The 13,709-nt window shown below is 64.5% G+C and carries 13 protein-coding genes; 6 read left to right on the forward strand and 7 right to left on the reverse strand.

Annotated elements, in window-relative coordinates; genetic code table 11:
- Positions 1 to 150 precede the first annotated feature (150 nt).
- Entirely contained in the window at positions 151 to 2,454 is a 2,304-nt protein-coding gene (locus tag RX327_RS21950; protein ID WP_050384903.1) for a PAS domain S-box protein, read from the reverse strand.
- A gap of 744 nt (positions 2,455 to 3,198) precedes the next feature.
- Here RX327_RS21950 and RX327_RS21955 point away from each other — a divergent pair.
- On the forward strand, positions 3,199 to 4,008 hold the full coding sequence (locus RX327_RS21955; RefSeq protein WP_317247091.1) for a hypothetical protein: 810 nt from the start codon (positions 3,199 to 3,201) through the stop codon (positions 4,006 to 4,008).
- A gap of 582 nt (positions 4,009 to 4,590) precedes the next feature.
- Here RX327_RS21955 and RX327_RS21960 read toward each other — a convergent pair.
- On the reverse strand, positions 4,591 to 5,361 hold the full coding sequence (locus tag RX327_RS21960; protein ID WP_317247092.1) for a gamma-glutamyl-gamma-aminobutyrate hydrolase family protein: 771 nt from the start codon (positions 5,359 to 5,361) through the stop codon (positions 4,591 to 4,593).
- A gap of 279 nt (positions 5,362 to 5,640) precedes the next feature.
- Here RX327_RS21960 and RX327_RS21965 point away from each other — a divergent pair, with 279 nt between their 5' ends.
- Positions 5,641 to 6,777, forward strand: coding sequence for an AI-2E family transporter (locus RX327_RS21965; protein WP_317247093.1), 1,137 nt, complete (start codon positions 5,641 to 5,643; stop codon positions 6,775 to 6,777).
- Between the two features lie 67 nt (positions 6,778 to 6,844).
- Here the strand turns inward: RX327_RS21965 and RX327_RS21970 are convergent, their stop codons facing one another.
- The 5 genes from RX327_RS21970 to RX327_RS21990 form a co-directional block, all read right to left on the reverse strand.
- Positions 6,845 to 7,081 carry a hypothetical protein gene (locus RX327_RS21970; RefSeq protein WP_050384905.1) on the reverse strand — a complete coding sequence of 79 codons (237 nt, stop codon included), beginning with the start codon at positions 7,079 to 7,081 and terminating at the stop codon, positions 6,845 to 6,847.
- 44 nt (positions 7,082 to 7,125) lie between these two features.
- On the reverse strand, positions 7,126 to 8,343 hold the full coding sequence (locus RX327_RS21975) for a GGDEF domain-containing protein (protein ID WP_317247094.1): 1,218 nt from the start codon (positions 8,341 to 8,343) through the stop codon (positions 7,126 to 7,128).
- A gap of 249 nt (positions 8,344 to 8,592) precedes the next feature.
- On the reverse strand, positions 8,593 to 9,072 hold the full coding sequence (gene rpsI, locus RX327_RS21980; RefSeq protein ID WP_028178828.1) for a 30S ribosomal protein S9: 480 nt from the start codon (positions 9,070 to 9,072) through the stop codon (positions 8,593 to 8,595).
- Between the two features lies 1 nt (position 9,073).
- The gene (gene rplM, locus RX327_RS21985; protein ID WP_317247095.1) at positions 9,074 to 9,538 is read right to left on the reverse strand and encodes a 50S ribosomal protein L13; all 465 of its coding nucleotides are present in this window, start codon (positions 9,536 to 9,538) and stop codon (positions 9,074 to 9,076) included.
- A 153-nt stretch (positions 9,539 to 9,691) separates the two neighbouring features.
- On the reverse strand, positions 9,692 to 10,120 hold the full coding sequence (locus tag RX327_RS21990) for a PaaI family thioesterase (protein WP_317247096.1): 429 nt from the start codon (positions 10,118 to 10,120) through the stop codon (positions 9,692 to 9,694).
- Between the two features lie 70 nt (positions 10,121 to 10,190).
- On the opposite strand from RX327_RS21990, the gene RX327_RS21995 reads away from it, so the two are divergent.
- The 4 genes from RX327_RS21995 to RX327_RS22010 all read left to right on the forward strand — a co-directional run bounded on the left by RX327_RS21995 (position 10,191) and on the right by RX327_RS22010 (position 13,700).
- Positions 10,191 to 11,018, forward strand: coding sequence for an enoyl-CoA hydratase (locus RX327_RS21995; RefSeq protein ID WP_317247097.1), 828 nt, complete (start codon positions 10,191 to 10,193; stop codon positions 11,016 to 11,018).
- Positions 11,019 to 11,124: 106 nt separating this feature from the next.
- Positions 11,125 to 11,709: a CoA-binding protein gene (locus RX327_RS22000; RefSeq protein WP_317251301.1), complete on the forward strand. Its 585-nt coding sequence runs from the start codon at positions 11,125 to 11,127 to the stop codon at positions 11,707 to 11,709.
- Between the two features lie 148 nt (positions 11,710 to 11,857).
- Positions 11,858 to 13,138 (forward strand): O-acetylhomoserine aminocarboxypropyltransferase, encoded by a 1,281-nt coding sequence (locus tag RX327_RS22005; RefSeq protein WP_317247098.1) that lies wholly within the window; start codon positions 11,858 to 11,860, stop codon positions 13,136 to 13,138.
- Between the two features lie 157 nt (positions 13,139 to 13,295).
- Complete coding sequence (locus tag RX327_RS22010; protein ID WP_050384909.1) at positions 13,296 to 13,700, forward strand: hypothetical protein; 405 nt, start codon at positions 13,296 to 13,298, stop codon at positions 13,698 to 13,700.
- Positions 13,701 to 13,709 lie beyond the last annotated feature (9 nt).

A 13,709-nucleotide genomic window follows, 5' to 3' on the forward strand; every position in this document is an offset into this window, starting at 1 on the left:
CCGTTGACCGGCCGCGCCTTTGTCGCGGGAGCTTAGCGCGTAGGATGGGTAGAGCGAAGCGAAACCCGTCAAATAGCGGGTGATGGGTCTCGCGCAGTTTATCATCGGGCCGCGCGTTGCGGACCCATTGGCATCCAGGCACGCCGCGGTCTACGTCTTCGCGGGCGGATTCTCGCGCAGGAAGCGTTCGAGATCGGGCTGCACGGAATAAGGCTGCGGAACCGGATCGCCCTGAAAGTCGACCTGAAGATCAAGGCAGCGCCGCAGCATCCGCGCCAGTTCGCCGCGCCGATAGGGCTTGGTCAGCAGCGGAATGCCGTGGCCGCCACGCCCCTGCTGCGCAGGCAGCACGCCATCGCTGTAGCCCGAGGTGAACAGCACCCGCAGTGCCGGGCGCCCCGCCATCAGTGTCTCCGCCAATTGCCGGCCGTTCATGCTGCCGGGCATCACGATATCGGTGAACAGCAGGTCGAACGCGGTGCCGCGTTTGACGATTTCGAGCGCGGCGTCCGCGTTCGCCGCGACCAGCACGTTGTAGCCGAGGCTTTCGAGCTGGCCCGTGACATAGTCTCGGATCGTAGGGTCGTCCTCCACGCACAGGATCGTCTCGTCGCCGCCCCTGACGGGCAGATCGTCCTCCTCCGCCGCGCGCTGTGCGGTGCCGTCGGCCTTCGGCAGATAGATCCTGAAGATGGTGCCGCGCCCCTGCTCGCTCTTGACCTCGATCCCGCCGCCGCTTTGCTTGACGAAGCCGAACACCATGCTGAGCCCGAGCCCGGCGCCCTGTCCGACCTCCTTGGTGGAAAAGAACGGATCGAAGATCTTCTCTAGATGCGTCGGCGAAATACCGGTGCCGGTATCGGTCACCTCGATCACGAGATGATCGCCGGCGCGCTCGACGCCGCACGCCACGGCGTCGGGAATCCCGAGCTGGACGTTACGGGTCGCAAAGGTCAGCGTGCCGCCGTCAGGCATGGCATCGCGCGCATTGATGGCGAGGTTGACCAGCGCGGCACCAAGCTGGCTGCGGTCGACGAAGGCGAGCCAGGCATTGCGGCCGAGCTCCGTCCTGATCTCGGTCTGCGAGCCGAGCGTCTGCGACAGCAGCCGGACCACCTCGCCGACCAGGTCGTTGACGTCGGTCTCGCCGGGCTGCAGCGGTTGCTTGCGCGCGAATGCCAGGAGGCTCGAGGTGAGTTGCGCGCCGCGATCGGCGGCATCGCTGATCAGCTTGGCGATCGCGGCAAGTTGCGGATTGTCCTTGACGCCGTCGGCGAGGATTTCGATCGTGCCGGTGATCACGGTCAGCATGTTGTTGAAGTCGTGCGCGATGCCGCCGGTCAGCCGCCCCAGCGATTCCGACTTCTGCGCCTGGATCAACTGCTCCTCGGCGATCCGGCGCTGGCTGACGTCCCTGACAAAGGAATTGATGATCCAGCCATCGCCGCGGCGCAGCGCGTTGAGGGACACCTCGACATAGAACCGGTGACCGTCGCGGTGCAGGCACGCCGTTTCATAGCGCATGCCCATGCCGCCGGCCGCGGTCTCCTGCAGGAAGCGGGTGATCCGCTGCCGGTGCGCAACGCGCAGCTCCTCCGGAAACACCAGTTCGACCACCCGATAACCGACCGCCTCGGAGCGCGTCCAGCCGGTCAGCGCCTCGGCCTGCGGGCTCCAGTCGAGAATGAAGCCGTCCTGGTCGGTCTGGACGAAGGCGTCGAGCGCGGTCCTGACGATGGCCTGCGCCATCTGCTCGCTCTCGACCAGCGCCTGGTGTGCCCGCCGCTGCGCGGTGACGTCGTGCAGCACGGCGACCGCGCCCCGCAGATTGCCGGTATCGTCGCGCAGCGGCCGCGCGTTGACGACAAGGAAGACGGCCGGTTGCGGCGGTTGCGGTTTGACGATCAACTCGAAATCGTCGACGTCATTGCCGCGCAGCGCACGCGCCATCGGCGTGTCCGGGATCGGCATCACGGTGGTACCGTCGGAATAATAGTTCTGGAAGGTGCGAACGCCGGTCAGGGTATCAAAACCGGGTTCGACACTGTACAGCCGTCGCGCCGCGGCGTTGACGATCACGATCATCCCGTGCTCGTCGGCGACCACGACCGGATCGCGGATGCTCTCGACGGTCTTCTCCAGCAGGTGCTGCCTGCTGCCCAGCTGCGCCGACAATTCGGCAAGCGTCACCGCGAGCTGAGCGGTCTCGCCGTCATCGCCTGAGCCGAGCGCGACCTGCTGGCCGCGCGACAGCGCCTCCGCCGCCCGCACCAGCTGGGCGGGCGTCCTGGACAGCGATCTCGCAATCATCTCAGCCGTCATCAATACCACCGCAACCGCGCCACCGGCGAGCAGAACGCCCGGCCAGGTCACGCCATGGATGAAGCCCAGCGCGAGCAGGAGCGCGGCGACGGGAAACATCATCCCCATCGCCAGACGGCCCGACAAATTCATCCCGACCAACCCCTCGTGTCGGCTGCGCCCGAAAATGGAAAAGGAAAAGCAGTATTCGGAAAGGGTCGTCGGCGCCGGAGCAAATATCCCTGTTGCTTAGCCGAGTCCGGCGCAGCAATCCGCCACTTTCGTATCCGTATTAGTACGGAGAAGAACCAATTCTGGCGCGCGCTCGATACCGGAGGAAGACTAGCCGCGACCTGTCGACGGGCGGTCTCGCCAACAGCGCAACGCAACCTGCTAGAATTTGCGGGAGGAGCCCGGGGTACATGTTTGGCACTACTGTCGGCCGGGCGCCCCAGCAGGATGCCGGCATGATCGCGTGCCAAACATGGAACGCTCCGCATCCGGCGTTTCAGGGTCCAGCCAGGCCCTCGCCGGCGCTTAGCGACGCTCCCAACGCCGACTACGCACCTCGAAGCAACGTGCCTCGGCTGCGAGATGCATCAGATGGTCGCGTTCGCTGTCATGAGGCGGCCGAACAGGACCCCGATCCACGACCTCGAGCGCCCCACGGCAAGCGGTGTTCCCGATTGCGGACGAACCATATCTCGGCCAAAATCGTCGGGACAGTTCAGGAAGGATGAGCTTACAAAAAGAGAGACGATGTGACGTGCAGGCCGCATCCTCATCCCTCGTAAGCTTAAGCTGCAAATACCCATCTGGGTCCCGTTGAATGTTAGCGCGCCGAAGAGCGGATCTGCTCCCAAGGCGGGTGACCTTGCATTTGATACGGAGCACAAAATGGATTCCATGCTGAATGACAGGGTCGCGGAAGGGCGGCTCGTGAGCTTGGAAGAGCAGCTTTCGAACCTCGCGCGCGAAGCAGGAGTCAGCCCTTCCGGCCCGCCGACCAGCAAGAAAGCGTTTCACGCGCCGCTAGAAGCGGTTCATCGATTGGCGGATTGGCGCCACCTGGCCATTGTCGGTTCTGTGCTGGCAGCATGCATTGGTGGCGCTGCTTGGTGGTGGTCGTCACCCAGCGACACGGCGATGGTGGCCTCCTCTGGCCACTCCTCACCTCCTGCGCAAACCCCGCCGAAAGACGCCACACCGAAAGACGTTGCGCCGACTGCCGCCGCACTTTCTTCCGACTTGGCGCAGCAGCTTCAACCGATGGCGCGCGATCTCGCTGCCTTGAGGCAGGCGGTCGAACAGCTTGAGGCGAGGCAAGAACAATTGGTCCGCGACCAAAAGAATGTCGCAAGCCAACTCGAAGCGAGCCAAGCAGAAATGGCACGCAGCAGAGATATCATCGACCAGATCAAGGCGACCCAGAATCAGATCGCGCGCGAAAGCGAGACGGTCACCGAACGGCTCAACGCAAGCCAGGAACAGCTGGCCGGTGTCATCGCCAACGCCGCAGAGCCAAAGGTGAGCCCCGAACAGCCAAACGTGAGCCCCGAACAGCCAACGGTAACCCCGGAAATACCACTGCCGCGCCCGCGGCCGTCGGGCAATGTTGCCCAGACGCGCAAACCGGCGCCAGCCCCGCCGCGGCCGCACGCCACCAGCAAACCGCAACCGCCGGCATGGCCATGGTCAGTGCGCTAATGCCGCGACGTGCTGCTTCCTGCGCGCCATCGACGCAGCAACGGCCGATGCCTGCACTTAGCGATCAATGAAGCAACACGAAGAGGCCGCTGGCGCTGGTCAGCGGCCTCTTGAACCTGATCTCAAATGAACGTCTTGGTGGTAAAATCTTTGCCTCAGGTCCGCCATTATTAAACGGGGAATTCGCCACACAGTGAAGTCCCAACAGGTGCGATGCTCAACGGAACTCTTGTGACGTTGCGGGGACAACACACTTTGCGTTCGTGACGCCTGAGTGGACGATCTGCTCGCCTGCCGCTCGGCTCCCATGGATTGCCTAAAGGAAGCCCTGCGTCCTTCATGGCTTCCCGAACCGAGGTGCGACAAACCGACCCGACGGACAGACGACGCCACACATTCGGTGTCGTCCCTACGAAAGCAGGGACCCATAACCACCGATGGTCATTGTTGAGCAGTGCCGCAACGACGAGTCCCCTCCACAATAATTGCCGCAGAGCATGGGTCCCTGCTTTCGCAGGGACGACAGCGCGTTTTTCGGAGACGTCGTGATTAACGCGCAGGGACGGTGGCTGTGAAACCGTCCTACGCCGCCCGCCGCCGTTCGCGCAGCGCGTCGCCGAAGGCTTCGAACAGGGCGCGGTTGATCGGATTGTGCTGCGGATCGTACTCCGCATGCCATTGCACGCCGAGCGCAAAGGCCGGCGCTTCAGCGATGCGGATCGCCTCGATGGTGCCATCCTCGGCGATGCCCTCGATCAGAACGCGCTTGCCGGGTTCGAGAATGCCCTGGCCGTGCAGCGAATTCACCCGGATCTTCTCGCAGCCGAGGATTTTCGCAAACGCCCCGCCCGGCGTCAGGTCGACGTCATGGCGGTCGGCGAACACCACCGTCGGATCGGGATGGATCTCGCCGTTCTCGAGCCGGGGCATGCGATGGTTCATACGGCCCGGGATCTCGCGGATCTCGGGATGCAGCGAGCCGCCGAAGGCGACGTTCATCTCCTGGAGACCGCGGCAGATACCGAACAGCGGGATGCCGCGGGAGACGCAGGCAACGGAGAGCGCCAGCGCCACCTCGTCGCGGTGGATGTCGTAGGGCTCGTGGGCGGCACACGGTTCGGTGTTGAAGCGGGTCGGATGAACGTTGGCGCGGGCTCCGGTCAGCACGACGCCGTCGACCACGTCGAGCAGGGCGCCGACCTCGGTGATTTCGGGGCTGCCCGCGAACATCAGCGGCACCGCGCCCGACACCTCGGCAACCGCGCGAAGGTTGCGCTCCCCGACCATCTGGACTGTGAAACGATTTTCGATGCGATGGGCGTTTCCGATCACGCCGACCACGGGCCGTCTCATTATTGAAGTCTCGCGCAATGATTCTTCTAAGTTTGCGACGTTGCGGAGACGATCATGCCTTCGAGTTCCCGCCGGATCAACTGTCTATATCTGCACAGGGGGGCTTGCAGTCCTGCACAGATTCGCGCCCCTCGGGACCCAAAGCCGGCCGGATGGCCACCAACCGCGCCGGGCGCCGCGGCGCGTCAGCGGGAAACCGGCACGGCCCCCGCCAGCTTGATCCCGGCGGGGTTTTCGCCAAAGACTGCTCGAAACACCGTCGCGAAGGGGGAATCACCCGTGACAGACTCGGCTGACCATCGCCTGCAGGCCCGTAACGACTTGGCATGGGCGATCGCCGTCGGCGGCATCGGCGTGGTGCTGTTCGCTGCCCTGCTGACCTTCGCCTGGCATTTCGCCGCGACCCTGTTCCTGCTGTTCGCAGGCATGCTGCTCGGGGTCGCCCTCAATGCCATGACCACCCTGCTCGGCCGGCTGACCAAGCTGCCCCACGCGTTGCGGCTTGCGATCGTCTGCCTGGCGATGGCCGGGCTGCTGTCCGGCATCGTGTTCCTCGGCGGCACCACGATCGCGCAGCAGGCCACGGTGCTGAGCAACACGATCAAATCGCAGCTCGGCAGCGTCAAGGACTTCCTCGAACAGCACGGGGTCGATACCAGCTATCTCGATTTCACCAATGCCGCGGGCGAGGCGAAGGGCGAAGGCACCGCCGTGACGACAACGACGACGACACCCGCGCCGTCCCAGTCCCATGGCATCCCCGGCGCCGGTGCGCTGGCCTCAAGCGGCGGCGCCATCATCAGCCAGACGCTGAAGGTGCTGCTCGGCACCGTCAGCGTCGTCGGCAACTTCTTCATCGTGCTGTTCCTCGGGCTCGCCTTCGCGGCCCAGCCCAGCATCTATCGCGCCGGGCTGTTGTTCATCGCGCCGGCGAAGTACCGCGCGCAGGCGACCGTCATCGTCGACCGCATCGGCGAGACGCTGGAGCGCTGGCTGATCGCCCAGATCATCACAATGACGGCGGTGTTCCTCGTGACCTGGATCGGGCTTGCGATCATCGGCATCCCCGGCGCTTTCATTCTCGGAATCCAGGCGGGCCTGCTCGCCTTCATCCCGACCGTCGGCGCCATCATCGCCGGCGTCATCGTGGTGCTGGCGAGCCTTGCTTCGGGCTGGATCGCGGCGCTATCGGCCTTTCTGCTCTTCATGGGCGTGCACGCCATGGAAAGCTACGTGCTGACGCCGATCCTGCAGCGGCAAGCGCTCGACATCCCGCCGGCCACGCTGTTCGCGTTCCAGATCCTGCTCGGCGTCGTGTTCGGCATCTGGGGCCTCGCGCTGGCGCTGCCGCTGGTCGCCATCGCCAAGGTCATGATCGACCATTTCAAGACGGAGGATCCGGCCCGGGCCGCTTAGAGCGTTTTCAAGCGAAGTGGGCACCGGTTCGCGTGAAGAAGACCCGTCAAAACAAAAATCAAGCACGTCAGGAGAGCAGCAGCACCGTTCCCGCGACCATCAGCATCACGCCGGCCAGCATCACCATCGGCCAGCGACTCTTCGGCGGCTGGTATCGCCCCCGCGCGCGCCGTTCGGCAATCAGCGCGGTCTCGTATTCGTGGGAGTCCGAGAACAGGCAGGCGAAACCGCTGCGCGCCGAAACGGCGTCGGCTTCGAGCGACATCAGGGCTGACTGCGGATTGCGGGTGCGGATCGACTCCATGCCCGAAAGCATGGGATCGAATGGTTAACCACTCGTTACCGCACTCATGCCCGGACGCTCGCCGGCTTTTGCCGCGCCGAAGCCGGCAGGCCCGCGGTCTTGCGGCGCCAGTTCTCCAGCGACAGTGGCAGCTCCTCGGCCGCCTCGACGCGGTTACGGCCGCCGCGCTTGGCCTGGTAGAGCGCGGTGTCGGCCGAGGCCAGCAGCACTTCGAGCTCGGTGCCGGCCGGACCGCCGGCGACACCAATGCTGACGGTGGTGTCGACCGGGCCCTCCTCGCAGGTGATGTTGCTGTTCTCGAACGCTTCGCGCACGCGCTCGGCGACCAGCACGCCCTCCTCCAGCGAACAGGGCAGGAGCGCGGCGAACTCCTCGCCGCCGATGCGGCCCGAGAGATCGGAGATGCGCAAATTGCTGACGACGACGGTGGAGAACAGCTTCAGCATCTCGTCGCCGGCGGGATGGCCGAAGCGGTCGTTGATCGACTTGAAGTGGTCGATGTCGAAGATCATCACGGTCACGGGCCGCCCGGCCTTGGCCTCGCGCTCGATCACGCGTGCGCAGGCTTCCGAGAAGCCGCGGCGGTTGAGCATGCCGCTCAGGGGGTCGATCGACGCAGCCGTCTTGTGCACGGCGACCGCGCGGTCCGACACCATCATGAAGATCACGAACACCGTACCGATCGCGTACAGCACGAGTTCGATCGAAAACAGCGTGACCCAAAAGCTGGAGACGAAATTCTGGCCATTCAATCGCAGCAGATCGCCGACCAGGATCGGCAGCATCAGGACACAACCGTGCGCGACCGGGATGACGATCGCAAGCCAGCGCCGCTGCATCGCGCGGCGGCGCTCGCTCCACAGTTCGGAGGCGGTCAGCGCTGCGTAGATCGCGACGATCCCGGCGCCGATCGTCAGGCGCATCGCGGGATCCTCAACCGTCGTCACCGCCCCGATCCATGCGATTGGGCCGAGCACGAGGCCCAGCAGGTTGGCCTTACGGCCGTGGAAAATGCGCGCGGCATTCCAGACCAGGCCGCAAGCGGCGAAGCCGATCGCATTGAGGCCCAGCAGAACCATCGGATCAAGCGTCGGACTGCCGACTGTCCACAGCGCGACCGAGGCGGCACCGAGCAGATAGGCGGTGCCCCACCATTTCAGCGCGGGGCTGTTCTCCTGCTTGCCGAAAAACACCATCATGGCGCCGAGCAGTGCGGCAACCATGGTGGCGACCAAATAAAGTGTCGATGGATCGAACGACATGAACTCACCCCAGCCCGGTGTGATGCAACGTTCGCAGGCGCAAATAAATACGGTGATGCAGCGCCACTGCGAGCCCGCAAGCTAGAAGGTGCGAGTTCCAATTTCGTTTGCACGCACACGCAAGTTTTCATGAAAAACTGCGCTAATTCGCGCCGAAGCACGGCCGGTCGGACGCAGCAAAAAGGGCGCCTCGCGGCGCCCTCTGCAACTCGATGCCCGCGGCAATTGCCGCGAATTTTAGAACTCGAATTAACGCTTCGAGAACTGGAAGGACCGGCGGGCCTTGGCCTTGCCGTACTTCTTGCGCTCGACCACGCGGGAGTCGCGGGTGAGGAAGCCGCCCTTCTTGAGCACGCCGCGCAGCTCCGGCTCGAAATAGGTGAGCGCCTTGGAGATGCCGTGACGGACCGCGCCGGCCTGGCCGGACAGGCCGCCGCCGGCGACGGTGCAGATCACGTCGTACTGGCCCGAACGCTGCGCCACCGAGAACGGCTGCTCGATCATCATGCGCAGCACGGGACGGGCGAAATAGACTTCGACCTCGCGCGAGTTGACGGTGACCTTGCCGGCGCCCGGCTTGATCCAGACGCGGGCGACCGCGTCCTTGCGCTTGCCGGTGGCATAGGCGCGGTTGAACTTGTCGACCTTCTTCTCGTGCTTGGGCGCCTCGGGCGCTGCCGCCGTCTTGAGCTGCGAGAGCTGGTCGAGCGACTGGATGGATTCGGCCATGTTATGCGGCCCTCGTGTTCTTGCGGTTCAACTTGGCGATATCGATCTTCTCGGGCTGCTGCGCCTCGTGCGGATGATCGGCCCCGCCGTAGACGCGGAGGTTGCCCATCTGCACGCGGCCGAGCGGACCACGCGGGATCATGCGCTCGACGGCCTTCTCGAGCACGCGCTCGGGATGACGGCCCTCAAGGATCTGGCGCGCGGTGCGCTCCTTGACGTGGCCGACATAGCCGGTGTGCTTGTAGTAGGTCTTCTGCTCGCGCTTGCGACCGGTGAGGACCGCATGCTGCGCGTTGATGATGATGACGTTGTCGCCGCAATCGACATGCGGGGTGTAGGTCGGGAGGTGCTTGCCGCGGAGCCGCATGGCGACAATGGTGGCGAGACGGCCGACGACCAGACCCTTGGCGTCGATCAGCACCCACTTCTTCGTCACCTCGGCCGGCTTTGCCGAAAACGTGCTCATGTGTGAAATCCGTGAAAAAGAAATCGGCGCCGTATGCGCCGAACTGGGCAGCTTTCTAGAGAAGCCGCGATCGCGCGTCAACGCCCACGCGCTCAGATTACATCAGAGAAAACAATAACTTGCAAATATGGTGCAATAATACCGTAGAAAAGCCTATTGATTTGGAATGGAATAGGTCGCCGTGACATGAGCTATGGGATCGGGAGACGAGCCGGACAGCAGGTTCACTTCCCCGACCGCGAGGCGCTTGCCGAGCTTGAGCAGCCGCGCCTCAGCCAGCACGTCCTGCCCGGGCTGGCCCTTGCGCAGGAAATTGATGTTGAGGTTGGTGGTGACCGCGAGCCCGATCGGCCCGATCGCCGACAAAAGCACCACGTACATCGCGAAATCGGCGAGCGCCATCAGCGTCGGGCCCGACACGGTTCCACCCGGCCGCAGCATCCGTTCGCTGTAGCGCTGGCGCAGGAGGCAGGTCTGGCCGTCCGCGCTCTCGATCCGGACATCGTCGTGGACGAACGCCTGCGGAAATTCCCTCCGCAGGAACTCTTCCACGTCAGCCACGCTCATTTTCGCAGTCGCCATGCCGTCCATGCCCTCGCTTCAGCCTGCCTGTTACATTAAGTTGTCACAGAGACCAAAGTGGAATTTGAGCATGTCCGCCCAAGCCGCCCGCGCCGAAGCGCCGCAACACCAGCCGATCCTGCTGCGTGAGACCATCGGCAGTATCGCGCTACTGACGCTCAATCGGCCCGGAGCGCGCAACAGCCTCTCCGAGGGCCTGATCGGCGAGCTGCACGCCGCACTGAACGAGATCAGTGACGACAAGCGCATCCGTGCCGTCGTGCTCGCCGCTAACGGCCCGGCGTTCTGCGCCGGCCACGACCTCAAGGAGCTTACCGGGCGCCGTAGCGATGCCGACCGCGGCCGCGCCTATTTCGCGCAAATGATGAACGCCTGCAGTGCGATGATGCAGGCGATCGTGCAGCTGCCAAAGCCGGTGGTCGCCGCCGTCCAGGGCATCGCGACCGCGGCCGGCTGCCAGCTCGTGGCGAGCTGCGATCTCGCGATCGCCTCCGAGGCGGCGAGCTTTGCGACGCCCGGCGTCGACATCGGCCTGTTCTGCTCGACGCCGATGGTGGCGCTGTCGCGCAACGTGCCGCGCAAGCAGGCGATGGAGATGCTGCTGACGGGCGAGCCGGTCTCGGCGGCAACGGCGCAGGGCATCGGCCTCGTCAACCGCGTGGTATCCGCGGGCACCGAACGCGAGGCCTCGATTGCGCTGGCGCAGAAGGTCGCGTTGAAATCGGCCTACACGATCAAGCTCGGCAAGGAGGCGTTCTACCGCCAGGCCGAGATGAGCCTTGCAGACGCCTATCGCTATGCGGCAGAGGTGATGACCGAGAACATGATGGCGCGCGACGCCGAGGAAGGCATCGGCGCCTTCATCGAGAAGCGCGATCCGAACTGGCAGGACAAGTGACGACCTGAGGTCGTCATTCCGGGATGGTGCGTTAGCACCAGACCCGGAATCTCGAGATTCCGGGTTCTCGCTGCGCGAGCCCCGGAATGACAAACCCGGAAGAAAAATAAATCACGACGCCTATCCCGACAATTACATCCGCGGCATCCTCAACAGCGTGAAATCGATCGCGATGGTCGGCGCCTCGCCGGTCAACGTGCGGCCGAGCTATTTCGCGTTCAAATATCTGGCGCAGCGCGGCTACGACATGATCCCGATCAACCCCGGCCATGTCGGCAAGGAGCTGCTCGGAAAGCCTTTCGTCGCCTCGCTCTCCGACCTCGGCCGTCCCGTCGACATGATCGACATCTTTCGCAATTCCAGCCACATCATGCCCGTCGTCGAAGAGGCGCTCACGCTCGATCCGTTGCCGAAGGTGATCTGGATGCAACTCGGCGCACGCGACGATGCCGCGGCGGCAAAAGCGGAGTCGGTCGGCATCAAGGTGGTCATGAACCGCTGCCCGAAGATCGAGTATGGCCGGCTGTCGTCCGAAATCTCCTGGATGGGGGTGAATTCGCGCACGCTCAGTTCGAAGCGGGCGCCGGCACCGACGCAGGGCATGCGGCTATCCCTCAATCGGATGAGTGTCGGCGGCGGTCAGACTGCGGCATCCGACCGCGCGGCAAAGAACAAAACCGAGACGACCTGACATCGCGGCGGAATAATCGCTGCGATCATCCGGTATAGCGCGGGATGCCCCTCCAGAAACTGGCGATGTGCCCAACTCGCTTGACGGCGGGCGCCGCCGCCATCAGCATGCCGCGCGTTTCGACCAGGCCACAACAGGATACTAAAGAATGAGCGATCGCCTTCCGGGATTTGCGACTCTTGCCGTGCATGCCGGTGCACAGCCCGACCCCACCACCGGTGCGCGCGCAACGCCGATCTATCAGACGACGTCCTTCGTCTTCAACGACGCCGACCATGCCGCCTCGCTGTTCGGCCTGCAGGCGTTCGGCAACATCTATACCCGCATCGGCAACCCGACCAATGCCGTGCTCGAGGAACGTGTCGCAGCCCTCGAAGGCGGCACCGCGGCGCTCGCCGTCGCTTCCGGTCACGCTGCGCAGGTCGTGGTGTTGCAGCAATTGATGCAGCCCGGCGACGAGTTCATCGCCGCGCGAAAGCTCTATGGCGGCTCGATCAACCAGTTCACGCACGCCTTCAAGAGTTTCGGCTGGAATGTGGTATGGGCCGATCCCGACGACATCGCGAGCTTCGAGCGCGCGGTGACGCCGCGCACGAAAGCCATCTTCATCGAGTCCATCGCCAACCCCGCCGGCAGCATCACCGACATCGAGGCGATCTCGACGGTCGCGCGCAAAGCGGGTGTGCCGCTGATCGTCGACAACACGCTGGCTTCGCCCTATTTGATCCGACCGATCGACCACGGCGCCGACATCGTCGTGCACTCGCTGACGAAATTCCTGGGCGGCCACGGCAACTCGCTCGGCGGCATCATCGTCGACGCCGGCACCTTCGACTGGTCCGCGGGCGGCAAATACCCCATGCTCTCGGAGCCGCGCCCGGAATATCACGGCATCCGCCTCCAGGAGACCTTTGGCAATTTCGCCTTCGCGATCGCCTGCCGCGTGCTCGGCCTGCGCGACCTCGGACCGGCGCTGTCGCCCTTCAATGCCTTCATGATCCTCACGGGAATCGAGACGCTGCCGCTGCGCATGCAGAAGCACTGCGACAACGCCAAGGCGGTTGCCGAATTCCTCGCCACCCACCCCGCCGTGTCGGCGGTGAACTATGCCGGCCTGCCCGGCGACAGGTACAACGCCTTGCAGCGCAAATATGCGCCGAAGGGCGCCGGCGCGGTGTTCACCTTCAGCTTGAAGGGCGGCTATGACGCCGGTGTCAGCCTGGTGTCGAAACTGCAGCTGTTCTCGCACCTGGCCAATGTCGGCGACACCCGCTCGCTCGTGATCCATCCGGCCTCGACCACGCACAGCCAGCTCGACGACGCCGCCAAGATCAAGTCCGGCGCCGGCCCCGACGTGGTGCGGCTCTCGGTCGGCATCGAAGACAAGGAAGACCTGATCGCCGACCTCGACCAGGCCCTGCGCGCCTGATCCCGCAATTGTTCCGGAGCGGTGCGCCGCATCGCTCCGGAAGCTTGCCCAAAGCGACGGACCTCCCGTTAACGCTTAATACCGACGGGCCTCTCGTTAACGTTCAATCCGGCTTAAAGTGTCAGTGATAGGCTCCGGTTGATTCGGGAGACCATTGATGCTGCGCTGGACATTGCCGCTCGCGATCGCGTTGTTTGCGATCCCGCCTGCTGACGCCGCCGACGGCCCGGCCGTCGCCAAGAGCTCGACCGTCAAGGCCGCGCGCCAGCTGCCGGCGGGCCTGCCGCGCCGGCATTACGCCTACCGCACCACCATTACATCGCCGACCTATGTGCGGCGCGGACGCCAGCTCGTGGTCGTCGAGCCCGTGGTGATCCCGCTCAATTCCGAGCCGTATATCCCGTTCGTGCCCGGCGAACCGCTGCTGCCGGGGTCGTCGTCGCTGCCCGGCTATTACGGCAACTGGCACTCCTACAACTATTTCGGCCCGTACTACGGCGGTGCCTACGTGACCTATTGGGATCGCCTGCCCTACGCCTGCGGCGTCTACGGCTACTGCTAGCGCGGAACG

The sequence above is a fragment of the Bradyrhizobium sp. BEA-2-5 genome, from assembly GCF_032918025.1.
Classification (GTDB): domain Bacteria; phylum Pseudomonadota; class Alphaproteobacteria; order Rhizobiales; family Xanthobacteraceae; genus Bradyrhizobium; species Bradyrhizobium pachyrhizi.